The organism is Bartonella sp. HY761, from assembly GCF_026743145.1.
Taxonomy (GTDB): domain Bacteria; phylum Pseudomonadota; class Alphaproteobacteria; order Rhizobiales; family Rhizobiaceae; genus HY038.
Genome location: NZ_CP104887.1, coordinates 2806085 through 2830771, shown reverse-complemented (window position 1 = coordinate 2830771; position 24687 = coordinate 2806085). Strand labels below are relative to the sequence as shown.

At 41.4% G+C, this 24687-nt stretch carries 19 protein-coding genes; 12 read left to right on the top strand and 7 right to left on the bottom strand.

All coding sequences use genetic code 11. From position 1 onward, the window contains the following. Positions 1–473 precede the first annotated feature (473 nt). From N6A79_RS12230 to N6A79_RS12210, 5 genes are all read left to right on the top strand, one after another. Complete coding sequence (locus N6A79_RS12230) at positions 474–2672, top strand: pseudouridine synthase (protein WP_442784235.1); 2199 nt, start codon at positions 474–476, stop codon at positions 2670–2672. Continuing rightward, positions 2672–3235, top strand: a complete 564-nt coding sequence (gene rsmD / locus N6A79_RS12225; RefSeq protein ID WP_182417903.1) for a 16S rRNA (guanine(966)-N(2))-methyltransferase RsmD — start codon at positions 2672–2674, stop codon at positions 3233–3235. Before N6A79_RS12230 ends, rsmD begins: the two co-directional genes overlap by 1 nt. Before the next feature lie 19 nt (positions 3236–3254). Continuing rightward, a complete protein-coding gene (locus tag N6A79_RS12220; protein ID WP_268546152.1) occupies positions 3255–4886 on the top strand; it encodes a M16 family metallopeptidase in 1632 nt (543 codons plus the stop codon). A 24-nt stretch (positions 4887–4910) separates the two neighbouring features. After that, entirely contained in the window at positions 4911–6239 is a 1329-nt protein-coding gene (locus N6A79_RS12215) for a M16 family metallopeptidase (RefSeq protein ID WP_268546151.1), read from the top strand. Positions 6240–6303: 64 nt separating this feature from the next. Next, positions 6304–7134: a patatin-like phospholipase family protein gene (locus N6A79_RS12210; RefSeq protein ID WP_268546150.1), complete on the top strand. Its 831-nt coding sequence runs from the start codon at positions 6304–6306 to the stop codon at positions 7132–7134. Positions 7135–7153: 19 nt separating this feature from the next. Here N6A79_RS12210 and N6A79_RS12205 read toward each other — a convergent pair whose 3' ends face one another. Then, positions 7154–8293, bottom strand: a complete 1140-nt coding sequence (locus N6A79_RS12205; protein WP_268546149.1) for a benzoate/H(+) symporter BenE family transporter — start codon at positions 8291–8293, stop codon at positions 7154–7156. Between the two features lie 766 nt (positions 8294–9059). On the opposite strand from N6A79_RS12205, the gene N6A79_RS12200 reads away from it, so the two are divergent. Continuing rightward, positions 9060–9752 (top strand): LON peptidase substrate-binding domain-containing protein, encoded by a 693-nt coding sequence (locus N6A79_RS12200; protein WP_268546148.1) that lies wholly within the window; start codon positions 9060–9062, stop codon positions 9750–9752. An 11-nt stretch (positions 9753–9763) separates the two neighbouring features. Beyond that, a complete protein-coding gene (locus tag N6A79_RS12195) occupies positions 9764–9943 on the top strand; it encodes a Trm112 family protein (RefSeq protein WP_268546147.1) in 180 nt (59 codons plus the stop codon). A 78-nt stretch (positions 9944–10021) separates the two neighbouring features. Here N6A79_RS12195 and N6A79_RS12190 read toward each other — a convergent pair whose 3' ends face one another. Further along, positions 10022–11698, bottom strand: a complete 1677-nt coding sequence (locus N6A79_RS12190; protein ID WP_268546145.1) for a formate--tetrahydrofolate ligase — start codon at positions 11696–11698, stop codon at positions 10022–10024. 163 nt (positions 11699–11861) lie between these two features. On the opposite strand from N6A79_RS12190, the gene N6A79_RS12185 reads away from it, so the two are divergent. After that, on the top strand, positions 11862–12338 hold the full coding sequence (locus tag N6A79_RS12185; RefSeq protein ID WP_268546144.1) for a hypothetical protein: 477 nt from the start codon (positions 11862–11864) through the stop codon (positions 12336–12338). A gap of 10 nt (positions 12339–12348) precedes the next feature. Here N6A79_RS12185 and N6A79_RS12180 read toward each other — a convergent pair whose 3' ends face one another. Then, a complete protein-coding gene (locus tag N6A79_RS12180; RefSeq protein WP_268546143.1) occupies positions 12349–13539 on the bottom strand; it encodes an NnrS family protein in 1191 nt (396 codons plus the stop codon). Positions 13540–13601: 62 nt separating this feature from the next. Continuing rightward, entirely contained in the window at positions 13602–14099 is a 498-nt protein-coding gene (locus tag N6A79_RS12175) for a hypothetical protein (protein ID WP_268546142.1), read from the bottom strand. Positions 14100–14582: 483 nt separating this feature from the next. Here N6A79_RS12175 and N6A79_RS12170 point away from each other — a divergent pair, with 483 nt between their 5' ends. Next, on the top strand, positions 14583–16034 hold the full coding sequence (locus N6A79_RS12170) for an RtcB family protein (protein WP_268546141.1): 1452 nt from the start codon (positions 14583–14585) through the stop codon (positions 16032–16034). Positions 16035–16164: 130 nt separating this feature from the next. Here N6A79_RS12170 and N6A79_RS12165 read toward each other — a convergent pair whose 3' ends face one another. The 3 genes from N6A79_RS12165 to tesB all read right to left on the bottom strand — a co-directional run bounded on the left by N6A79_RS12165 (position 16165) and on the right by tesB (position 19980). Beyond that, entirely contained in the window at positions 16165–17202 is a 1038-nt protein-coding gene (locus N6A79_RS12165; RefSeq protein ID WP_268546140.1) for a DUF2125 domain-containing protein, read from the bottom strand. 399 nt (positions 17203–17601) lie between these two features. Continuing rightward, positions 17602–18738, bottom strand: coding sequence for a copper-containing nitrite reductase (nirK, locus tag N6A79_RS12160; protein ID WP_268546139.1), 1137 nt, complete (start codon positions 18736–18738; stop codon positions 17602–17604). A gap of 381 nt (positions 18739–19119) precedes the next feature. Continuing rightward, the gene (gene tesB / locus N6A79_RS12155; RefSeq protein WP_262078845.1) at positions 19120–19980 is read right to left on the bottom strand and encodes an acyl-CoA thioesterase II; all 861 of its coding nucleotides are present in this window, start codon (positions 19978–19980) and stop codon (positions 19120–19122) included. A gap of 240 nt (positions 19981–20220) precedes the next feature. On the opposite strand from tesB, the gene N6A79_RS12150 reads away from it, so the two are divergent. The 3 genes from N6A79_RS12150 to N6A79_RS12140 all read left to right on the top strand — a co-directional run bounded on the left by N6A79_RS12150 (position 20221) and on the right by N6A79_RS12140 (position 24492). Then, complete coding sequence (locus N6A79_RS12150) at positions 20221–21462, top strand: ubiquinone biosynthesis hydroxylase (RefSeq protein ID WP_268546138.1); 1242 nt, start codon at positions 20221–20223, stop codon at positions 21460–21462. A gap of 451 nt (positions 21463–21913) precedes the next feature. Continuing rightward, on the top strand, positions 21914–23173 hold the full coding sequence (locus tag N6A79_RS12145) for a murein hydrolase activator EnvC family protein (RefSeq protein WP_268546137.1): 1260 nt from the start codon (positions 21914–21916) through the stop codon (positions 23171–23173). Next, the gene (locus N6A79_RS12140; RefSeq protein WP_182417888.1) at positions 23170–24492 is read left to right on the top strand and encodes a S41 family peptidase; all 1323 of its coding nucleotides are present in this window, start codon (positions 23170–23172) and stop codon (positions 24490–24492) included. The genes N6A79_RS12145 and N6A79_RS12140 overlap by 4 nt, the downstream gene beginning before the upstream one ends. Positions 24493–24687: the final 195 nt, after the last annotated feature.

Here is a 24687-nt window from a genome sequence, read left to right as displayed (position 1 = left end):
TAAAAATCGTCACGATCAATTTAAATAATTTTGCTGAATGCTATTTTAGGCAAAACAGTTTGCACATTGATGATCGAACAAAGCTGATAATAATTGAGAAAATTTAATTGATTGTGCTCGGTGCTATTGGTGATTTTTTTTATTTGTGTTACTTTCGCTGGTAAGAGCAAAGGGTTATGGCATTTTGTTCCATAGGATGCTAGCTTTAGAGTGAAAGCAGATCTCATCAAAATAAATTGATACTACCTGCATTGGTCATTGATGATCGTTTTTTTAGAAAATACTTAAAAAAACCAATGTTAGTTGGCAAATGGGTTTAGTTGGTAATTTATAATGATTTTGGCTGCGTAAAATTCCAATCGACTGACTGGATTTGTAAAACTTGCAAATTCGTTTGTTCCATCCCCGTTCGAAGACAAGAATAGAACTAACTTGACGTAGTGATTACGTGCTGTATTTGAGGTATTATATATATGAATGACAATGGTCATGAGGGGCGTAAGCCACCTTTTTCACGTGGAAAAGGTCGTGATGAAGGCAAGCCTTCTTTTAATAAGTCTGAGGACCGTGGTTTTAGAAAGCCAGGTGGAAGTCGTTTTGGAAAAGATAATGAGCGTTCTGGCAGCTTTGGTGCAGGGCGGAGCCGCGATGCTGGTGGTTTTGGCAAGCGTGATTTTGACAAAAAGAGCGCTGTGCATGTAGCCGAAGAAGATGATGGCAGTTCACGCATAGCGAAAAGACTAGCGCGTGCCGGCATTGCTTCGCGTCGTGAAGCCGAAAGCATGATTGCTGCGGGCCGCGTATCGGTTAACGGCAAAGTGCTTGATAGTCCTGCAGTTAATGTTACAAAAACTGATGTTATCAAGGTTGATGGCCGTCCTTTGCAACAGGCAGAACGCACTCGCCTTTGGCTTTATCATAAGCCTGCTGGTTTAGTGACAACTAACCGTGATCCTGAGGGGCGTTCAACAGTATTTGATAATTTACCTGAAGAAATGCCGCGTGTATTATCAGTTGGTCGCTTAGACATTAATACTGAAGGTTTGCTTTTGCTCACCAATGATGGTGGTCTTGCGCGCGTTCTTGAATTGCCAGCAACCGGATGGGTGCGCCGCTATCGCGTACGCGTTCATGGTAGTGTAACCCAAGCACAGCTTGATGGACTTAAAAACGGTGTGGCCGTTGATGGCGTTTTCTACGGCGCTGTTGAAGCTACGATTGAGCGCGAGCAGGGCAGCAATCTTTGGCTTGCTGTGTCGCTGCGTGAAGGTAAAAACCGCGAAGTTAAAAATATTCTTGGCTCACTCGGTTTGAGTGTTACGCGTCTTATCCGCATTTCTTTTGGTCCATTCCAGCTTGGTGAATTAGAAACCGGAATGGTTCTTGAAGTGAAGGGGCGCACATTGCGCGATCAATTAGGCGATCGTTTGATTGAAGAAGCCAATGCCGACTTTGATGGCCCTGTTTTAAATCCGTTTTCTAACAAGCCTGTGTCTAGCGCAAGTAATTCATCCGCAAATAGTGATGATGAGGGTTGGATTGCTTCATCAGATGCACCAGCGCCGCGCAGAGGTGGTTTTAAGGGCCGTTTTGGCAAAGACGACCGTGGTGACAGGGGCGAGCGAGGTGATCGTGGTTTTTCCCGTGATCGTGGCGATAGCAAATTTTCAGAGCCACGCGAAAAGCGTTCTTTTGGTGATAAGGGCTTCAAGGATAAAGGCTTTAAAGGCAAAGATTTTAAAGATAAAGGATTTGGCGCAAAGGGTGCAGAAGGTGATAAGCCTGACGTAAACGAAAAACGTAAAAATCGCTCCGTTAATGTTTGGATGGCGCCAGGTGCCCGCCCTACAAAGACACGTATTGAAAAAACCTATCCGCGTGACGGTGAAAATCGTGCAAGAGACGGTCGCAGTGGTGATGATCGTCGTCCACGTTTTAATCGAGATGGTGATAATCGCAGCAGCGAAAACCGTAGTGGCGGAGATCGTCGCCCAAGCTTTAACCGCGATGGCGATAATCGCAGCGGCGAAAGCCGTGGTGGTGGAGAACGTCGCCCAAGCTATAACCGTGATGGTGGTAATCGTAGCGGTGAAAACCGTGGTGGTGGAGAACGTCGTCCAAGTTTTAACCGTGATGGTGGTAATCGCAGCGGCGAAAACCGTAGTGGCGGAGATCGTCGCCCAAGCTATAACCGCGATGGTGATAATCGCAGCAGCGAAAACCGTAGTAGCGGAGATCGTCGCCCAAGCTATAACCGTGATGGTGGTAATCGCAGCAGCGAAAACCGTAGTTGCGGAGATCGTCGCCCAAGTTATAACCGTGATGGTGGTAATCGCAGCAGCGAAAACCGTAGTAGCGGAGATCGTCGCCCAAGCTATAACCGTGATGGTGGTAATCGCAGCGGCGAAAACCGTAGTAGCGGAGATCGTCGCCCAAGCTATAATCGTGATGGTGGTAATCGTAGCGGTGAAAACCGTAGTGGCGGAGATCGTCGTCCAAGTTTTAACCGCGATGGTGACAATCGTAGCGGTGGTGGCGATCGCCGTTCATCAAATGGTGGTAAATCATTTGGCGGTAATAAGTCTTTTGATAAATCATCGCGCCCAAGCGGTGGTCGTCCCTATAAAAGTGATGGACCTCGTTCAAGGCCGCGTGGTGGAGATAATAAATAATGCGTATCGTCGCAGGTCGTTTGAGTGGCAGGTCTCTTGCCACTCCTAAGGGGCATGATATTCGCCCAACTACTGATCGTACACGCGAAAGTCTTTTTAATATTTTAAATCATGGGCTTTCCTTCAATTTTGAAGGAAAGCGCGTGCTTGATTTATTTGCAGGCACAGGCGCTTTGGGTTTTGAAGCGCTGTCACGCGGAGCGAAAGCGAGTGTTTTTGTCGAGCAATCGGTTGAAGGGCGCGGCCTTATCCAAAAAAATATAGAAGAATTTGCTTTAACAGGTTCAGCGCGTATTTTGCGCCGAGATGCAACACAGCTTGGCGAAATTGGTACGATGCAGCCTTTTCATCTGGTTTTTGCCGATCCACCTTATGGTAAAGGTTTAGGCGAAAAGGCCTTTGTTAGTGCAATGGAAGGTGGCTGGCTTCATAATGATGCCATTATTGTGCTTGAAGAAACAAAGGAAGCAATTGTAAGTTTGCCAGCCAATTTTCGGTTGGTTGATGAACGTGGCTATGGCAATACGGTCATTCGACTTTATGAATTTATGCAAATTAGTTAGTTTTAAAAAGAGGTAAAGCGTGTCGGGAAAATTTACCAAACTTGCTCTAACCGCGTTTATGGCACTATCTCTTGGTGCCTCAACAGCTCTAGCAAGCAGTATAAATGCACCATTAACCATTGCTGCAAATACCGTTAATAATCCTATTTTGGGGCAGCAAAGTGATAGAATAAGTCAGGTAAACGAACCGGCAACGGGTGCACCATCTAGCACCGCACCTTTGGTTGAGAACGCGCCAAATGCAGTTGAAACCAATCAGAAAACTGAGCCAAGTCAATCTGATCAATCTCAACAGGTTTTACCAGATATTGAAAAAATCGGTGATGCTTATCGTTTTACCCTTGAAAATGGGTTGCAGGTTATTGTTTTACCTAATCATCGCGCACCCGTCATCACCCAAATGGTTTGGTATCGCGCTGGATCAGCGGATGAAAATCCGGGTACGACAGGCATTGCCCATTTCCTAGAGCATTTAATGTTTAAGGGCACGAAGACCTATCCAGGAGATGAGTTCAACCAGACTATTTCGCGTCTTGGTGGCCAGCAAAATGCTTTTACCTCTTATGATTACACCGCCTATTTCCAAAGTGTTGCGTCGCAATATATCGAAGAAATGATGAAGCGCGAAGCTGATCGCATGTTGAACCTCGTTCTAAGTGAAGATGATATTACATCGGAGCGTCAGGTTATCATTGAGGAGCGGCGCATGCGTACCGATAACAGCCCTGCTGCAATGCTATCGGAAGAAAGTCGTGCAACCTTATTTTTAAATAGTCCCTATCATAATCCAGTTATTGGCTGGAAGCAGGAAATGGAAGCTTTAAGCCGCGAAGATGCGATTAACTTCTATCATAAATTTTATACCCCTAATAATGCAACGCTTATTTTAGCAGGCGATATCACGCCTGAAAAAGCGCGTGAATTGAGCCTTGCAACTTTTGGCAAGTTAGAAAAACGCTCAAGCCCACCCCAAAAGCGTATTCGCCCACAAGAGCCAGTTAGCCGCACGCAGCGCGTTGTGACGATGCGCGATCCGCGCGTTAGCAATGAAAGTTTCCAGCATTTATGGGTTGTGCCGTCCTATAATAACGCCAAAACTGGACAGGCTGAAGCCTTGGATCTTCTTGGTGAGATTTTAGGTGGATCACAACGCTCGCGCCTTTATACTAAATTTGTGGTGCAAGAAGGCAAGGCGGCATCGGTTGGTAGTGGCTATAGTGGTGTAAGTGTTGATGATGGCATATTCTATGTTTATGCTATGCCGCGCAACAATAACACTCTTGAAGAATTACAAAGTGAGATTAATGAAGTCATTGCTGATATTGCCAAGAACGGCGTAAGCGAGGCTGAACTTAATCAAGCTCGTGAGCGGTTTATCCGAGCCATTATCTATTCCCAAGATAGTCCATCAGGGCTAGCCAATATTTATGGAGCAGCCTTATCAACTGGGCAAACATTGGAAACGATCCATGAATGGCCAGAGCGACTTAAAAAGGTAACTCCCGAGGCAATTAAAGAAGCGGCCAAAGCCTATCTTGATGGAGATAAGGGGGTTGTCAGTTACTTATTGCCACCAAAAGGTGAAAAACCTCGTGAAGATGCAACGTCAGCGACACCTGCCATGGGCACTGATGAGAGCGAACAGCAATAGCTTTTGGCAATAAGGGATATTCCGATGAAAAATAAATTTAAAAATAGTTTTTTGAATTATCTATCTGTCATAATTGGCTGTTGCTTGGTTGTATTTTCAGCGTTTGCTGCTCATGCTATTGAAATTAAGGAAGTTACCTCGCCAAAAGGTATCAAATTATGGCTAGTGGAAGATCAAAGCGTGCCGCTTGTTGCCTTACAATTTTCTTGGGTTGGTGGTACAACACAAGATCCTGAGGGCAAAGAAGGACTGGTCAATTTGATGAGCGGCCTTTTCGACGAGGGGGCCGGGGATCTTACTTCGCTTGAATATCAGGCAAAGCTTGATGATATTGGCGCAGATATCGCTTTTGATGCAAATAGAGATAAAATAAATGGCTCTTTACGGGTTTTGGCGCAAAATTGCGATGAAGCGATTAATTTTTTGAAATTGGCGCTCGATAAACCACGTTTTGACCAAGATGCAATTGATCGTATTCGTGAGCAGATTGTTACGTCTATTAAAGGCTCTGAGCGCGATCCAATGACCATTGGCCAAAATAAATTCAATGCAATGCTCTATGGCAAACATCCCTATAGCCGCCGAGGTGAAGGGACGCTTGACAGTTTAGCCAAGATTAATCGCGATGATATAATCGCGGCTCATAAAAATATTTTGGCACGCGATAATCTAAAAATTGGGCTTGTTGGCCCGATTAATGAACAACAAGCAGGTGAATTGGTAGATAAATTATTTGGGGATTTACCAGAAAAGGCAACTTTGATTGAAATTCCTGATGCAAAATTGCAGCTTGGTGGCATGACCAATGTTAATTATGACTTGCCGCAAACAACACTGGCTTTGGTTTATCCTGGTATAAAGCGTTCAGATAAGGATTTTTTTGCAGCATATCTTATGAATGATATTCTTGGCGGCTCTGGTTTGACGTCGCGGCTATTTGCCGAGGTACGTGATAAGCGCGGTCTCGCTTATGGTGTATCAAGTAGTCTTGTCAATTATGATCATGCCGAAGCGCTGATGATTTCAACCGCAACGCGGGCCGAAAAGGCCGAAGAATCGTTAAAAACAATCCGCAACGAGATTAAAAATCTGGTTGAGAATAATATTACTGCAGATGAACTAAAAAATGCCAAGAGTTTTGTGGTTGGGTCTTATGCGGTGAATAATCTTTCTTCTTCATCGTCGATTGCATCGGTTTTGGTAGGTCTTCAGCAAGAAAATTTGCCGATTGACTACATTGAAAAACGTGCAGATTTGATCAATGGGGTAACTTTGGATGATGTTCACGAGGTTGCAAAAAAGATTTTTAAAGATGAACCAGCATTACTTGTTGTTGGACCTATGAAAAATTAATAAAAAACCCGCTGTAAAAGGCGGGTTTTTTATTTTTTATTATTTGCTATTTAATGGGGTTTATATGTCGAGCAGTGCAAGAATTGGGCTAGCATTAGGTGGTGGCGGCGCAAGAGGGATGGGGCATATTCCTATCATCATGGCTATGGAAGAACTTGGTTTAAAGCCTGCGCGCATTGCTGGAACATCTATTGGTGGCTTGGTTGGGGCGGCGCTTGCGAGTGGTATGAGCGGCGCAGATTTACAAGATTATTTTTTAAAAACCTTTAGCAAGGTTGGTGATGTTGCTGCAACTCTATGGTCTATTCGCCCAATGAGTTTTCAGGAATTACGGCGGCGTGGTTTAAGATTGTCACAATTTAGCCTTGAGGAGATATTGCGGGGCTTTTTGCCCGATTGTGTGCCTTTTGATTTTGCGCAATTACAAATTCCATTATCGGTTGTTGCAGCCGATATTCTATCAGGCGAAATGGTGGTGATGAATGATGGTGATTTACGCTCCGCCATTTCAGCGTCAGCTGCATTGCCGGGTATATTTGCACCGGTGCGCCGTGATGGTTATTTGCTCGTTGATGGCGCGGTTTGCAATCCTGTTCCAGTCGATTGTATTGGCGATGATGTTGATAAGATAATTGCCATTGATATTATAGGTTTTGAAGAAAACCTTCATATGGATAAAAAGCCATCAACCCTTGAAACCTTGTTTGCGGCTAATATGATTTCACAGCGCTCGTTAATGAATACGCGGTTTTTAGCCGTAAAACCCGACCTTGTTCTTGTGCCGCCAGTTGCTGGTATTTACGTCCTTGACTTTATGAGCGCAAAAAAAATCCTCGATCGAGTCATACCCTATAAGGAAGAAGCAAAACGGCAGATTGCTACGCTTTTTGATTAAGTGAGCAATAAGGATGGAATTAATGCTTTGGCTCGCCAATAATATAGATGATCAAACCAGCCATTAAGGCCCAAAACGGCGCACCAATGCTAAATATTGAAATATTGGATGCGGTTATTGTAAAGGTTATAATAGCAGCAATGCGTTGGCGATCAATAGCGAGTGCTTGGGTTAACGCACCGCTAAAAGCACCTAAAAGAGCAAGCCCAGATATAAGGACAATGAGGGCGGCTGGTAGGGAGGCGAAAACCGCAACGAGTGATGCACTAAAGATGGCAAAGATCAAATAAAATCCAGCATAGGCAATGCCGGAGTACCATCTTGTTTTAGGGTCTTTTCCTGCATCTCTGCCGGTACAAATTGCCGCTGAAATAGCGGCAAGATTGGTGGATGAGCCACATAAAAATGCCGAAATAAGCGAAAAGACACCAGTTATACTAAGGCAAGATTTGACGGGAGGCTCATATCCGCTAGCACGTAAGACAGCAAAGCCTGGAAGATTTTGCGATGCCATGGTGACGAGATAAAGCGGGAGCGCAAGGCCGATAAGCGCATTCCATTGGAAGCTTGGTATGCTAAATTCAAGCGAAGATAATTGCAATGGTGGTATAGTATTAATGTTACCGCTAATGCTAGCATAGATAAGGCCTGCAATTAAAACAATGAGCACCGCAAAAGATGGCTGAAAGCGTCGAACCGCAAAAAATAGAATAATAAGTGGTAATACAAAGGCGGCATCACTACCCATTAAGGCCATGGCTTTTATAATAAAGCTGAGCAAAACGCCTGCAAGCATGCCTGAAGAAATACCGGCAGGTATATGATTAAGGGCAAGCGATAAGGGTTTGATGAAGGCTGTAAGCACAATAGCAAGAGCACAACATATAAATGCACCGGTCGCCTGTGCCATGTCATAACCTGATGTTGCGCCAATCAAGGCAAGGCCTGGTGTTGACCAAGCGGTGATGATCGGTATGCGGTAGCGCCAAGATAAAAAAAGCGATGATAAAGCAATAGAAAGGCAGACGGCACTAACCCAGCTAATGATTTGGCTTGGAGAAGCACCGACAATTGTTGCAGCATGGATTAAAATGGCCAAAGTACCGCCAAAGCCGACAATTGCTGCAATGAAGCCCGCACTTATATGTGATAGACGCAATGCATTTTCTCCTGGTTTAGCGGTTACTATCGCTGTGATTGGTTTGGCTTATCGTCACCCAAACAGAGTAATATTTCTTAATTCCTTGGTCGTTTATAGAGCTTTTGTCGGCCTTTTAATATAATCAAGTCCTGAGAGCTTATAATAATCGCTACAAATCTAAGTTTTAAAGCTGTGTAAGCGATTACTTTAAGAATAGGTGTTGAAAGTGACAATGTTCCTCAATTGCGTATTGTTATCATATGGCTTGATAACAGCAAGCATATTTAACGTTACTGGTATATGGATAAATTAACAAGATTGTGATTTGAATTATTGTATTTGATATTTATTATATTATAATTTTTTAATAGTTTTATAGGCGTAACGCCTAATTTGATTCGCAATGTAAATCGATTTAAAAACTAAATTTCCACATGGAAACCTGTTCCAGATTGGGAATATTTACGGCGCTTAAAAGTTTTTTCATTTTTTTTGTGACAGAACTAACGCTCGTTAAAAGAATTCACGAAATCATTAATGTTATTATATACATATATAATTAAAAATATTAAATTATTGTTATGTCATCTTAAAATTGTCACAAATATTTTCTGGAACTAACTTCCAATGCAATGCGTTGTTAAAGTGAAGAAGATCAACCAGTTAAATGGTTGTATTTACGAAGCATATTATTACATAAAGTGATTGTAATTTGATCTTTTTCGATATTAAGGTCTTTAAAGGGGGCCTTGCTTAATTATTTAAAGGAATGAAAGGGCAAATTATGCAGGCTGGTAACGCATTCTATCGTACAGCACAAGATATTCCGACGAATATGCCGATATTGTCATTGGCATCTGTTGTTTTACTTCCTGGTGGTTTTATAGCCGTCCAGATTGACGAGCCGCAGAACATTCGTCTTGCAGATGAAGCTATGAGAACAAATCGTCTTATTGGTCTTGTACAACCTGCAATGGATAATGTATCACAAATTTCCGTTCTTGATAACGGAACACGTCTTTGTGATGTTGGCTGTATCGCTCGTATCACGAGCTATAGTGAAGTTGGTGATGGTAATATTCTTATTTCATTGCACGGTGTTTGTCGCTTTCGCATTGCTAGTAGGATTGTCTCAGATTCACCTTACCTTCGTTGTAAGGTATCGCCATTTTTTGATGACCTTATTGCTGGCCAACAAGAAAGTGATATTAATCGCGATGCATTTTTATCAGTATTTCAAGATTATTTGGAATTCAACCAGATTGATGCAGACTGGGACACTATACTTGAAGCGAGTAACGAAACATTGATTAATGCAATGTCGACCCTTGCTCCTTTTCGCGGTGAGGAAAAACAGGCTTTGTTGGAAGCACCAGACTTGAAGACACGTTCGGAAACATTAATTGCCATTGCTGAACGTTCAATTTTGGGACATAATTCCAATAATCATGCAAATAGGCATAGTGTGTTGCAGTAAAGGAGCTTTTCATGACCTCTCATACCGACAGGAAAATGTTAGAGCTTCTTGTTTGCCCGTTAACGGGTGCTATGCTAGAATATGATGAAACAAGGCAAGAGCTTATCTCCCAAAAAGCTCGCCTTGCTTATATAATTCGTGATGGCGTGCCAATCATGCTGGCATCAGAGGCACGCCTTCTTGACAAATAATAGCAATTATCTGCTGCAATTTTGTAAGATTTTTCAATCTATTTCCCAAAACTTATAATGGATTTAATTATGCGGTGCTTAAGAAAGACCGCAAATCTCACCTTGATCATCTAGATAAATATGCTCCGCTGCAGGCTTTGAGGGAAGCCCCGGCATAGTCATGATTTCACCGCATATAACAACAATAAAGCCCGCCCCAGCTGCTAAGCGTATCTCGCGCACAGGGATATCAAAACCGCTAGGCGCACCACGCAAATTTGGATCAGCCGAGAAAGAGTATTGGGTTTTAGCCATACAAACAGGAAAATGACCATAGCCTGCTTGTTCATATTCTAAAAGTTGTTGTTTAATTTTATCGCTGATAATTGCTTTTTCACCACCATAAATATCGGTGACAATTTTGTTGATCTTATCAATAAGCGGTATGTTATCCTCATAAAGAAAATGGAAGTTGGAAGGGTGGGTATCAATCAATGCTACTAGTTTTTCTGCAATTTCAACCGTGCCTTTTGATCCAAGTTCAAAATGGCGGCACGGTATAGCATCAACGCCCAATTTTTCGACAATGCTGCGCAAAGTGTCAATTTCTTCATCGCTATCTTGATAAAAATGATTGATCGCAACAATAACTGGTACCCCATAGCTTTGCATATTGTTGATGTGGCGAATAAGATTGCCGGCGCCAAGGCGGACAGCCTCCACATTTTCAAGGTTAAGATCAGCTTTAGCAATGCCACCATTCATTTTAAGGGCGCGGATCGTTGCCACAATTACAATGGCCGATGGCTGCAATTTGGCCAAGCGACATTTAATATCGAGGAATTTCTCCGCACCAAGATCTGCGCCAAACCCTGCTTCTGTCACCACGTAGTCAGTAAGTTTCAATGCGGTTTTGGTAGCAATAACCGAGTTGCAGCCATGGGCGATATTGGCAAAAGGCCCACCATGGACAAGGGCAGGGTTATTTTCGAGCGTTTGTACAAGATTTGGCAAAAATGCATCTTTAAGCAAAACCCCCATTGCCCCTTGCGCATCAAGATCACGGGCGTAAATTGGTTCCTTATTGAAATTATAAGCAACTACAATATTACCAAGTCTAATCATCAAATCATCTAGGCTTTCAGCAAGGCAAAATATTGCCATGATTTCCGAAGCCACCGTAATGTCAAAACCACTTTGATGGCTAAAGCCGTTGCTTACGCCGCCAAGGCCAACAACAATATCACGTAATGCCCGCTCATTCATATCCATAACGCGACGCCACATGATGCGGCGGCTATCAATTTGCAAACTATTGCCCCAATAAATATGATTATCGATTAATGCGGCTAGAAGATTATGCGCTGATGTAATCGCATGGAAATCGCCTGTGAAATGGAGATTAATATCTTCCATAGGAATAAGTTGAGCATGGCCGCCGCCTGCAGCCCCGCCTTTCGTGCCAAAGCAAGGACCAAGGGAAGGCTCGCGCAAGGCTAGCATTGCTTTTTTGCCAATAGCATTAAGTCCATCAGCAATGCCAATTGATGTGGTAGTTTTACCCTCGCCCGCCGGGGTAGGGTTAATGGCGGTTACTAAAATAAGATGAGAATTATCTCGCTGCGGCAAATTCTCAATCGTATTTTTGGTAAGTTTTGCCTTATCATGACCAAAGGGCAATATATCTTGTGCGGTCAGTCCAATTTTTGCAGCAATGTCACCAATTGCTTTTTTATTAGCACTGCGTGCTATTTCAATATCACTCAATTGCTTCATGAACTGTCCCTTTAAGATTAGGATTGTTTGGCATTCAAATTCTTGAAAAAAACTATATAGGATAATACGCGCACTTAGAATACTATTCCCTTTGCTAATCAGTATTTATAAACTAGATTATTGCTAATGATAAAGAAATAGGTCATGTTTTATTGGGGAGAGCATGAAAAATTTTAAAAAATATCTTTTGGTGTTTTTTATTTATATGGTGATTGGGCCAGTGATTGGAACATTACCATTTATTGTATTTTTTTCAATGCTGCCACTTTTAAGCTTTAGTTTTGAGGGAATTGCATTATCTTTTATCGCAATAGGTTTTGCAGTAGGCATTGGTTATATAATTGGTGGGCCAGTTGCATTGCTAGCTGTTTGTTTGAAATTTTATTCTATTAAAACCGGTAAGTTAAATGAAGTGACGCGCTTTTTAATCATGCTTGTCGGTTGTTTTCTTATTACGTTAGGTATTGCTTATTTTAATTATCCTACAGATTATGCGTTTTTTTTAGCTTGTGTTTTTTGTTTGCCCTATTGTCTATTATCAATGTTTGCGGCGTCTGTTTGTGATTCACTTCTTCAAAAAATAAAAAAGAGGCTTAAAAGAAAAGCCTCTCTTCGTCATGTTACCAGTGTTAACCGTTAAAAATTGTATTTTATTGCAATCTGGGCTTGGTTAAAATGTTCCAATAGGCAATGATAAAGCCACCAAAAGCAAAAATCCATAAAGTTGCCGAAAGGTGTAATAGGGAAACGTTATTTTCCATTAAACCAGATAGCATCCGTAAAAAAACAGAAATGAACAGCGCTATATAAAGGCTAGTGACAAATTTTGTTGCATGAAGTGCGCGGCCAGAATGACCAAGACTTGCCCTTGACATGATGGCAAGAGTCATAAGGCCTATCGCCCCTGCCATCCATAAATGCTGGACAGGAGCAATTCCACCGGGCAAAAACCCAAATATTTCAAGGCCAATGGCTAAAAAACCGCAAGGAATAAAAAAGAAAGCTAGGTGGAGTACCCAAACCAAAGATTCACCCAAAGTTAGCCAACCACGCCACCGATACAGCCGATAAAAATTGGCAATGGCCGCAATGAGGCAAAAGACAGCAGTGATCTTACTGCTAGGCAAAATAATCCAAGTGATAAGAGTTAATGCGGTGAATACAATAATAATTGTATCAATTTTATCATGGGTGGCGGGCAGGTCGTCTTGCCCTTGCTTTACCAACCAATTGCGAGTGAAGCTTGGCACAACGCGGCCACCAATGACAGCAATCATCATGATGGCGACGCCAACACCAAGACGTGCGCCAATACCGCCAGCACCATAGCCTTCATAAAGGGCTTGATAATCAAAAATCAAATTGGCAATAATTAAAAGGCCAACAAGAATGAGTATTTTTAAATTGCGCCAGTTTTTGCCAGCAATAATCTCGCGACCAATTGCATAGGCAAGTGCAACAGGAAAAATAAGATCAAGCGTAATTGTTGCCCAGTAGGGAAGATAAAGCGAAATAAAAATAGCGATGCGGCCAATAAGCCAGAGCGAAAATAGTCCCATAAGTCGCCATCCAACAATCGGTAGCCGACCTGTCCAATTTGGTACTGCAGTTAATAAAAAGCCTGCAACCACTGCCCATAAATAACCAAATATGAAACTATGCGCGTGCCATGATATAGGATCTAAGGCGATTGGAAGTTCCATAACGCCTGCATAGATAAAAATCCATGCAATAAGCGCGAAAAGTGCTAAAATAGCCGAGAATAGGAAAAACGGTCGATAACCATAGCTCAATATAGCGGGACCCTGCCATTTGCGGATTTGCTCTGCTGAACTTGCCATAATCTACCTCGATTATCCTTATTTTAGCATTTCATTGTAATTATTAGGTGTCGTGCTCAGCACTAAACTGAACGCAACTTGTTTTGCATGCGTGCATGCCGTTCCATTTTTCGCTCTTGCATTTTTTTACCATTGACCATGGTCTTTAATTTTTGCCGATAGCGTCGACGTAAAATCGGCGAATTATTACGAACCATGCGCCAGCAAATAAAGGGAAATGCAAAGATGTGAAATAATAATATTCTAATCACCGCAGCCACTTTTTCTGCCAAAATAAACTGCCCTTTTGAGCGTAAGATCAGATAAGGTATGATGGAAATGCCAAGAACAATCAAAATCCAACTTGCCGTCACGATGAACAGCATCAATAGATCGCCCCACGCGCCGAGATTGAGAAAAAATGTTAAATTGTTAGCATCGATGATCCATCGAGCGAGCAAAAGCAGCCCTACAAGCAAAGGCGAATAAATAAATAAGATGAACAGTACCATAAATGCAAAAGGTGCAAGCGCACTGCCTTTGGGAAAACGCGGGTCATTCTCTTTTTCATATTGGGACATTATGCAGATCCTTATATCTCACAGACCTTATAAATTCTTGATCCTTTAGTTCATAAAATGCCTGCAGTTGAATGGCAAGTTTTTAAATGAATATTCCTGCGCTTGCGGCATTTTGCGCATTTATGAATAGCTGTTTTTAACAAAGTGTATGATCTCTATTATCATGATAGAGGAATTTTTACGTTCGAATTAAAGAAATTTCATTAAATGAAATTACGATAATATTTTCTAATTATTTATATAATTTTATATTTTTGTCGCTTGCTTTGTGTTCTTCTTTTTATATTTTGTTTTGCCTTAAAATAAATAATTCGTTTAAAAACAATAAGTTAATTTTTTATTTTTTGTTAATTAAAATGGTTTCGTTAGTTTGGCACGGTTCTTGTATTTATAAAAATATTAATTGGTACAGAGTTATGATTTTTTGTCTCTGGCCTTTAAGCAAATATAAATCGTGTTTGCTACGATGAGAAGGATTTTAAAATGACTAATAAATTATTTGGAACAGATTTGATTGAAGCTGGGCAGCAAAGCGGAAAATGGTTTGCAAAAGCGCTTGAAGTAGGAAACGCAATTTTACAAGAAGGCGGTACTCGCGAGCAAGCCTTGGCTGCAGCTATTGCTTTTGCGCCTCCTCCAACTATTGGCTTGCAAGACGCAAGTGATGTACCGCTTCATATTAATATTCGTGCTGAAAATGATTTTGAGCAAGAAAATATCGATAAGGTCATTGCTTCCATGAAGTCCTTGATTGAGACACCAGTGGTAAAAGCGGCAGCCATCATGCCTGATGCTTGTCCTACCGGATCTTCTGGCGAAATTCCAGTTGGTGGCATCGTTGCATCTGAAGCCATCCACCCCGGTATGCATTCTGCTGATATTTGTTGTTCGCTTGCTATTTCGGTATTTAAAGGAGTAGCACCCGCAGATTTGTTGAATGCAGTGCATAAGGTAACCCATTTTGGTCCAGGTGGACGTGAGCGCGGCAATCAAATTCGCCCAAGCGATAAGGTCATGCAAAACTTTGCTGATAATATTTATCTTGAAAAGCAGCAAAGTGTTGCAATTGAACATTTTGCAACCCAAGGCGATGGCAATCATTTTGCTTATGTTGGCCAGTTAAAGTCAACTGGGGAAACGGTTTTGGTAACTCATCATGGTTCACGCGCCCCCGGTGCTCGCCTTTATAAAACGGGTATGAAAGTTGCTGATCGTTTTCGCAAAGAACTTTCGCCAAAAACGCAAATTATTAATGCGTGGATTCCTGCCGATAGTGTTGAGGGTGAGACTTATTGGTCTGCTTTGCAGATTATTCGGCAGTGGACCAAAGAAAACCATTTTGCAATTCACGATCTTGCAGCTGATGTACTTGGTGTTAAAGTCAATGATCGTTTTTGGAATGAGCATAATTTTGTTTTCCGCAAAAGTGATGGATTATTTTATCACGCCAAAGGCGCAACGCCAGCATTTTCGGGGTGGTCGCATGATGCTACAGATTTAACTATAATTCCGCTTAACATGGCGGAGCCTATTTTGATTGTGCGTGGAAGCAATGCTGATCATGGTTTAGGGTTTTCACCTCATGGGGCAGGGCGGAATTTTTCTCGCTCTGGTCATGTGCGTAATCTTTGTGCTGAGTTTAATGTCGATAAAAATAGTCTTGGTGATCAGCATTTCAAAGAGATTATCGCTCGTGAAACAAAGGGGCTTGATGTGCGTTTTTTCTCAGGTCATCCTGATGTGTCGGAATTACCATCTGCCTATAAAAATGCGGCAGCAGTAAAGCAGCAAATAAAGGATTACGGCCTTGCCGATATTGTTGAAGAAGTAATCCCTTATGGCTCTATCATGGCAGGTGATTGCTTGATCAATGCGCCATGGCGGCGCAAAAAACAACAAAAACGCGACCAAGCATCGTCGTTTGAAATGAGATAGGTTTGCTAATTAATGAAAATTAAAATTTAGCCCATAATAGGCGGTTTTTAAGCATTTAGGGCATTTAACTTGTAGAAGTTAAATGCCCTTTATTCGTTTCCTTAAAAATTATATGAAAAGTATATGCAATTTAAACGGGAGGAATATGTCCCAATTTGAAAAATAACGCGCTAATTTCGCCGTGTTTTACATTAAAATTAACAATTGGATTGCCGTTTTGATCTTTAGGAAGTGAATTAAGAGCAAAGAAAAAACTACTAATATTGGATGATTGCGCTGGGAATATAGTGCGTAATTTCTGGCTTAGGTCGATTGTATTTATAAAAGCAATCTGAAAGTTGCCATTAAGATAGCCATCTTGAGAAAAATTAAACTTTCCCGAAAGGCTAAATGCGCCACCACCTTCAAATTCTAAGCTGGCATTTTCAATATTACCCTGCATTGAGCGTAAGCGATTACTCCATGGACCAATTGATGGCTGTAGCAATTGCTGTGGTTCATCAAGGTTGACTATCATCTTACCATTAATCGCTGGTAAAACTATGGTGTTGCCACTAATCGACAGCGGCAAGATTAATTGATCATAAGTGAGATCAATATGCATTGCTGCGCTATCTATATTTGATAAGAGGCGGATAAAATCGGCTTTTAAAAGTCCAATCTCTTGGCGATTGTCATCAAAATTATGCATTTCAAGTTGATCAATGCGTAAGTTTAACTCGCTCACATGGCCGTGCTCTAATTCTGAATCGATTTGCAATCTTTGCCAATTTGCGCCAATCGGCTTCAAACCGGGTATTTCAAAATTGGCGGGTGAGGTTGCTTGTAATAAGCGCCAACGTGGCGCAAAAATAGGGGCACTTGCAACAAAGCCATTGGTTGAAATAGCAATGCCTGCTGTTGGCCATTGATAGTTAATACTGTCACATGCGCTGCCAATGCGCAGGGGGAAACCAGTTTTATGTAAATTTTCGCAATAAATAATCATGCCACGATCAGCAGAAGCTGCAAGGCGTTCCTCAATCACTTTTTGCACATGGGCTGATAAAAAATACCAAGCAATGCTATAAAGAACAAATACCGCTAAAACCACGCTTCCAATAATGCGCCAGAAACGCTTTTTGGCTGGGCGGGTGCATGATTTTGGCGGACTATCTGGGAAGTTCATAAAACTTCATTTCCTCTAAAATTATATTAATAGATGAATTATTAAAAATTTTTATGCAATCATTAATTAAAGTATTTTTATTTGCAAGGGTCTTTTAAATTTTACAATTAAATAAGCTTTAAAAATGGTAATAAGTGTTAAAACGCCAAATTTCAAAATTTAAAAAATTCTTATTAATATATCGATAATGATATTAAATAACTTATAGTAATAAATAATTATTTTTGCACTTTAAATAATCCATGTATAATAGATGTACGCAAAATTTAAAAATATCAAAAACAAAAAATTGCCAGTTATAATAAAGCTTTAAAAAACAAAAAACCAGATTAGCGCGATTTGAATTTAAATCACGCTAATCTGGCTATATTGCATTAAAATAAAGAGTGCTAAAACAGGTTAAATGGCGGTCGCTGGCAATACTTGCTTCATTAAGTCATTATTCCATTCGCCTGTCACCTTAACTTGTGCTAAAGCTCCAAGTTCAAACGCCTCTATAAGGTTGTGATTAAGATAGACATAAGTGCCGGGTTGTTTAAACGTATAGAGAGCTGCACCTGCGGCACCACCTGGAATAAACCATGTTTCCATGTTTCGTTCGGGCATATTTGCAAATTTGCCTGTGTTCCAAACAAAGTCACCATGCCCACCAATTAAATGTGGACGTGTGTCTCTATTTGCTTGAGAATGTACAAATAAAACAGTTTCGCCAACCGATGCTGTTAATGCATTTTTGTCGGTTAAAGCACCAACGGAACCATTAAAAACCAAATGAGTAGGAATAAGTCCTCTCATGACCTTTAATGTGTCTTCGTAACTATCCGTAATATTTTCATATTCTTTATAGTTACCATCTTTATCTTTAGGAATATAAAAATCTTGTTCGCCGATATAATAAATTTTATCGTAATGAAGCTTAGTGCCTTTGCCGTCACTCAAGCCTTGGCGAGGTAGCACCATAATGGCACCATTCATACCGCTTGTGACGTGCCAAGGAGCCATGCCAGGTGCTGCGCAATGGTAAACAAATGTGCCTGCTCTATCTGCCTTAAAACGAAGAATTGTTTTTTCTCCTGGTGCAATTTGGGTAAGTGACCCGCCGCCCATGGCACCAGTAGAAGCATGAAAATCAATATTATGGGTTAAAAGGTTGGTTGCAGGATTTATAAGGGTAAGTTCAACATAATCGCCTTCATGAACAACAAGTAATGGTCCTGGAACTGAGCCATTAAATGTCATTGCCCAAGTCTTAGTGCCTTGATCATCTAATGTTATAAGTTTTTCTTCACAAGTCATGGTAACTTCAATGATACAAGGACCGCTATTGGTCGCTTGTTCATGAGCATGCACAAATGGAGGTGCAACAAGTTCAATTTTTTTTCGTGGTAAATGTGCAATGTCTTCTTCATTTTTGACATCTGCTTTATTGGTATTATTTTGTCCAAAGGCGCGATCAATAACAATTGGTGCAACGACCCCAATTGCGGCAGCTCCGGTTAAAAGATTGCGTCGGTTTATATTGTTTAACCTAACCATAGTGATGCATCCTTTAAAGTTATTATAATGTCAATATTATACTAACTGCTAAAAAAAACATTGATTTAAAACAAATAAACACAGTGGTTTAGGCTTTGAGTGTTTTTTAAATATAAATAAATTTTTTAAAATTTAAAATAATTAATCGAGAAATTTTGTCTTTGTTAAAACTGCAGCTTATCTAATGTAAGATTTACATGATTAAATACATTAGGTTTTTTAATGTATCTTGGTTTTTTGGTGAAAAAATTAAATTAATTGGCTTTAATTTTACCTATCGATCAATTTAATGCTCAATGTTTTATAGCTTTTATGGGTAATGTCTCACGAAATTCAACATTACCCATAATTGCATTTGCTAAAGTTTAAAGCGCACAATAGTTAAATTTTTCGAATAAGCCCTTCTTGCGCAACAGATGCCACCAAAACACCTTGGCGGTCATAAATAAGGCCACGGCTAAATCCACGCGCTCCACTTGAACTTGGGCTATCTTGATAATAAAATAACCAATCATCAAAAGAAAATGGACGGTGAAACCACATCGCATGGTCAAGGCTAGCGGCTTGAATTGATGGGTCGGTAATTGAAAGACCATGGGCAAAAAGCGCAGTGTCAAGAATGGTTGTATCGGATACATAGGCCAGCATTGCTGCATTTAATTGTGGATTTTGTGGAATTTCATCAAATAGCTTTACCCAGACACCATGACGCGGCGGCAATTTTTCATCGCTAATATAATGTTCAAGTGAAACGGGGCGCAACGCAAATGGCCGATCCCAACGCCAATAACGTTGCATATCCTCGGGCATTTTTTCCATGAGTTTTTGGTTGGCGCTGGGGTCATCCTTTATATCTTCGGGCATTGGCACATTGTCAGGCATTGCCATATAATGTTCAAGGCCTTGTTCTTCCACCTGAAAGGATGCAGTCATGGTAAAAATTGGTTTGCCATTTTGGCTGGCAATAACATGGCGTGTTGAAAAGCTGCGGCCATCACGCAAGCGGGTTACATGATAAATAATCGGGTGTTCTGGGTCGCCAGGTCGCATGAAATAAGCATGCAGAGAGTGAACAAAACGTGTGCTTTCTACCGTGTTTTGTGCAGCAACTAGGGATTGCGAAATCACATGGCCACCAAAAACGCGTTGCCAAAGGGAAGTACCACTTTGACCGCGAAAAAGATCAATATCAATCATTTCCAGATCGAGAATATTTAAAAGTGCATCAACCTGTTTGACCATGATCTTAAACTCCCATTTTTAATCTTTGAAAATCGGCGAGGTTCATTTCGCATACTTGCCGTGTTTATATAATTTCAACCCTTATAATATTTTTTAAACCGGCATTAAAGTCAGAGTCAATCATTGGGTATACACTTCTTCTTGTATTCTTGGTGAAGAACAGTAATATGGTGGGCGCATTTGATTTTATGAAAAATCAAATGAAAGACAAAAAACGATCCGATCAGGAGTAAAACCACGATGACTAAGGCTCAATCCATTGATGGCAAAAATGTCGATCTTGTTATTGCAGGTGGCGCATATGTTGGTCTTTCTCTGGCGGTGGCAGTAAAAAAAGCCGCGCCGCAGCTTAATGTGGTTATTATTGATGCAGGCAAACCCGGTGCATGGAAAAATGATCCTCGCGCTTCAGCTATTGCCGCTGCCGCAGTGCGTATGCTCGACCATTTAAATTGCTGGCAAGAGGTATTGCCACTTTCTCAGCCTATCACTGATATGGTTATAACAGATTCGCGCTTGTCGGATCCGGTGCGTCCCATTTTTCTAACTTTTGAAGGCGATGTTAATCCTGGTGAACCCTTTGCTTATATGGTGGAAAATAGGCATTTGAATGCGTCGTTACATGCAAAAGCCAGTGAGCTTGGGGTTATTGTTCATGAAGGTGTCAAGGTTGAAAATTTTGAAACCTTTGATAATCATGTGCGTATTTATCTTGATAATGGTGAGGTTTATCAATCAAAACTTTTGGTTGGGGCTGACGGCGTTCGCTCTAAAATGCGTGATAAGGCTGGTATTAAAACGCTTTATTGGCCTTACGGCCAAGTTGGTATTGTGTGTACCGTATCACATGAGCGCCCCCATAATGGCCGTGCTGAGGAGCATTTTTTACCCGCAGGACCTTTTGCTATTTTGCCGCTTAAAGGCAACCGCTCGTCACTAGTTTGGAATGAGTCAGAAGAAAATGCCAAGAAATTATTGGCAAGTGATGACATTGTGTTTGAGGCTGAGCTTGAAATGCGCTTTGGTCACCATTTGGGTGCTATTCGCCTTGAAGGCGAAAAACGCGGCTTTCCTTTTGGTCTAACTCTGGCGCGCGATTTTGTTCGTCCACGCTTTGCATTGGCTGGCGATGCCGCCCATGGTATTCATCCTATTTCAGGGCAGGGGCTAAATTTGGGTTTCCGCGATGTTGCTGCCCTTGCTGAAGTTATTGTTGAAACTACCCGCCTTGGACTTGATATTGGCGCAATGTCAGCATTGGAGCGTTACGAGCGTTGGCGTCGTTATGAAACTGTGCGGATGGGCATTACCACCGATGTTTTAAACCGCATGTTCTCTAATGATTTTACGCCATTGCGGGCGCTTCGCAACTTTGGTCTTGGAGTTGTAGATCGTTTGCCGGCACTGAAAAATTATTTCATTAAAGAAGCGTCGGGTCTTAGCAATGATTCACCCCGTTTATTAAAAGGTGAGGCAATTTAAATTCTGTTTCAAATTCCTTTTGCGGTTAGTGCATGTCAGCTATGCATTATTGTTGGTTGTGAAACTAAATCGTTTGAAATATATATATTGTCACTGGGCTCTACTCCTCCTCCCAAGAGCCCATGCTGAATATGGCATCTTCCTCCTCCCAAGCCATATTCGAGATTGAAAGGCTGCGCATCTCCTCCCGCGCAGCCTTTTTCTTTTCTCCTTTATAAAATGATATATTTACAGGCTTTACATCTGCCTAGGTGATTGATAATCATTTGGCTTGTTTTTGTTGTTTTGAAATATCAATTACTATAAAATTTATAGTGTTTTAGTTTTATATTAATTATTTGTAATAATAGAATAAAAATCGTTAGTAAAAGCCAAAAAATATTTGTAATCTGATTTTTGCCAATATCACCTCATATAAAGTGTCATGATTAAAACTCTAAAGCGCCCAAATATGGATAAGCATTTGTTTCCGCTGCCTCAATTGGCTGCCAGTTTGCATATGGCTTTAGTTGCTATTTTTGTTTTATTTTCTATAAATTTCGTTTTCGCGCAAGACAATCGCCCAAATGATGGTAAAGCCTTAGCCAATAAAGCCTTGGAAGAAATTGAGCAAAATATGACGCTGTCCAAGGAGCGAGCAGCAGAACTCTTGATAGAAGTAGATGGTTTGAAAAAAGACCAACATAGTTTGACGCAAGCTTTGGTAGATAGCGCTAGCCAAGAGCGATACTTAGCTGAAGCCGTCCAACGTGGTGAATTTCGTCTTGCTGGTTTATTCGATGAAAAACAAGTGGTTGAAAAAAGACTTGCAAAAAGGCGCGCTGAGTTTTCTGAAGTATTAGCAGCTATAGAGCGGCTTGGTCTTAAGCCTCCACCAGCAATTCTTGTCCATCCTGATGATGCATTGCAAGCGGTGCGCAGTGCGGCTCTTCTTGGTGCGGTTGTTCCAGATATGCGCCAACGCATGGAAGCATTAAATGTTACCTTGCGCGAGCTTGAGGTTGTTGAAAGCGAAGTAAAACACGAAACACAAGAACTTGAAAATTCAGTTTCTGCCCAAAGGCAGGAAAAGAAGCGTTTACAACTTTTATTGGCTGAAAAGGCTAAGTTGCAACAAAAATCTGAAGAAAATTTAGAAAATGAGCGCTTGCATATGGATGAACTTGCGCAAAAGGCTCAGTCCGTGCAAGATCTTGTTGTCGAATTGGAACGTCAAAGTAAGTTTCAATTTGGAGACACTGTCGGTAATCAGCAAGGCGAGCCGACAATGCTAGCGTTACGTGCTGATTTTAATAAGTTGAAAGGTCGTTTGGCTTTACCTGTATTGGGTAGAAAGGTTTCTGGATTTAGTAAAAATTCTCAAGGCGAAACCTATGAGACTGATGCGGGAGCTATTGTTTTAAGTCCAGCGGAAGGAATTGTGCGTTATGCAGGCAATTTTCGTTCCTATGGGCAAATGTTAATTATTGATGTTGGGCAAAATTATCATATTATACTTGCCGGACTAGAGCAATTGGATGTAACGCCGGGACAAGTTGTTTTGCAAGGCGAACCAATAGGTTCAATGGACAGACAACTTATTGCGAGCGCAACTGCATTGGATATAGGCAAAAGCGTATCAATGCTTTACATTGAGATTAGAAAAGAAGGAAAGCCCGTTGACCCCGAATCTTGGTGGGTACGAGGTCAAGCCGGAAAGGGACAAGGATGATTCGTAAAATAACTATTGCACTGGCAGGAGCGCTTTTGGGGGCAACTTCCATGATTATGGTGCAGTCTTATGCAGCGCCGAGTGCGGATAAGACAAACACAGATGTTTATCGCCAGCTTGCCGTTTTTGGCGATATTTTCGAAAGGGTGCGCGATCAATATGTAACGCCGCCCGATGATAAAAAATTGGTTGAAAGTGCAATTAATGGCATGCTTTCATCGCTTGACCCCCATTCATCTTATCTTGACCCAGAAGCTGCTAACGATATGCGGGTGTCAACTAAGGGCGAATTTGGTGGTCTTGGTATAGAAGTAACCATGGAAAATGACGCCGTTAAGGTTATTGCACCAATCGATGATACTCCGGCATCACGCGCTGGTGTTCTTGCTGGCGATTTAATTGTTAAAATTAATGGTGAAGAAGTTCGCGGCAAATCTTTAAATGATGCTGTTGATACTATGCGTGGTGAAGTAGGTACCGATATTACTCTTACCCTTGTGCGCCAAGGTGCCGATAAGCCGATTGATATTACTATCAAGCGTGCCATCATTAAGGTTAAGGCAGTACGCTACCGTGTTGAAAATGACGTTGGTTACATCCGCATTATTCAATTTACCGAGCAAACCAGCACCGATTTAAAAAAGGCAATTGACGACATTGAAAGCAAAATTCCAGCAGATAAGCTCAAAGGCTATGTGCTTGATTTGCGCCTCAATCCTGGTGGTCTCTTGGATCAGGCGGTAAGCGTTTCTGATGCTTTCCTTGACAAAGGGGAAATTGTTTCAACCCGTGGCCGCAATGAGCAAAACATCATGCGCTTTGACGCTCGCCCCGGCGATTTAGTCAAGGGCAAGCCGATTATTGTTTTAATCAATGGCGGTTCGGCAAGTGCATCTGAAATTGTAGCTGGCGCTTTACAAGATCATCACCGTGCGACCATTCTTGGTACGCAATCTTTTGGTAAGGGGTCTGTACAAACCATTATACCACTTGGTGAAAATGGTGCGCTGCGTCTAACTACTGCACTTTATTATACACCGGCTGGCCGTTCAATTCAGGGTAAAGGTATCACACCTGATATTTTGGTGGAACAACCATTGCCAGATGAACTTAAGGGCAAAAATGTAAGCATTGCAGAATCAGAACTTCAAAACCACATTAAAGGCAATAATGAGGACGAAAAGGGTTCAGGATCTGCAGCTTATGTTCCAAAAGAACCTAAAGATGATGTGCAGCTTGGTGAAGCATTAAAATTATTGCGTGGCGAGGATAAAAATCCTGCATTCCCACCAAATCCTGATAAGGACCTACCACAATAAAAACTATTTATAGTTTTACTCAAAATACCCGCTTTGTTTTTGCAAGGCGGGTATTTTTAATTTATAATTTGCGGCTTAAAGTTCAGTAATAAGTGCAGATTTGCAACAATATCCTGTGATCATCAGCTAAATTAAAAATTACTCTCGACTTATTACTTATGGTTAATTATTAGATAATTCTATATGATAAGGTTC

Coding starts and splice junctions, on each gene's coding strand:
- N6A79_RS12175 (WP_268546142.1), bottom strand. CDS start 14,099: ATGTCCCAATATGAAAAAGAGAATGACCCGCGTTTTCCCAAAGGCAGT.
- N6A79_RS12180 (WP_268546143.1), bottom strand. CDS start 13,539: ATGGCAAGTTCAGCAGAGCAAATCCGCAAATGGCAGGGTCCCGCTATA.
- N6A79_RS12170 (WP_268546141.1), top strand. CDS start 14,583: ATGACTAATAAATTATTTGGAACAGATTTGATTGAAGCTGGGCAGCAA.
- N6A79_RS12140 (WP_182417888.1), top strand. CDS start 23,170: ATGATTCGTAAAATAACTATTGCACTGGCAGGAGCGCTTTTGGGGGCA.
- N6A79_RS12190 (WP_268546145.1), bottom strand. CDS start 11,698: ATGAAGCAATTGAGTGATATTGAAATAGCACGCAGTGCTAATAAAAAA.
- N6A79_RS12195 (WP_268546147.1), top strand. CDS start 9,764: ATGACCTCTCATACCGACAGGAAAATGTTAGAGCTTCTTGTTTGCCCG.
- N6A79_RS12150 (WP_268546138.1), top strand. CDS start 20,221: ATGACTAAGGCTCAATCCATTGATGGCAAAAATGTCGATCTTGTTATT.
- N6A79_RS12230 (WP_442784235.1), top strand. CDS start 474: ATGAATGACAATGGTCATGAGGGGCGTAAGCCACCTTTTTCACGTGGA.
- rsmD (WP_182417903.1), top strand. CDS start 2,672: ATGCGTATCGTCGCAGGTCGTTTGAGTGGCAGGTCTCTTGCCACTCCT.
- N6A79_RS12165 (WP_268546140.1), bottom strand. CDS start 17,202: ATGAACTTCCCAGATAGTCCGCCAAAATCATGCACCCGCCCAGCCAAA.
- tesB (WP_262078845.1), bottom strand. CDS start 19,980: ATGGTCAAACAGGTTGATGCACTTTTAAATATTCTCGATCTGGAAATG.
- nirK (WP_268546139.1), bottom strand. CDS start 18,738: ATGGTTAGGTTAAACAATATAAACCGACGCAATCTTTTAACCGGAGCT.
- N6A79_RS12200 (WP_268546148.1), top strand. CDS start 9,060: ATGCAGGCTGGTAACGCATTCTATCGTACAGCACAAGATATTCCGACG.
- N6A79_RS12185 (WP_268546144.1), top strand. CDS start 11,862: ATGAAAAATTTTAAAAAATATCTTTTGGTGTTTTTTATTTATATGGTG.
- N6A79_RS12145 (WP_268546137.1), top strand. CDS start 21,914: ATGGATAAGCATTTGTTTCCGCTGCCTCAATTGGCTGCCAGTTTGCAT.
- N6A79_RS12210 (WP_268546150.1), top strand. CDS start 6,304: ATGTCGAGCAGTGCAAGAATTGGGCTAGCATTAGGTGGTGGCGGCGCA.
- N6A79_RS12215 (WP_268546151.1), top strand. CDS start 4,911: ATGAAAAATAAATTTAAAAATAGTTTTTTGAATTATCTATCTGTCATA.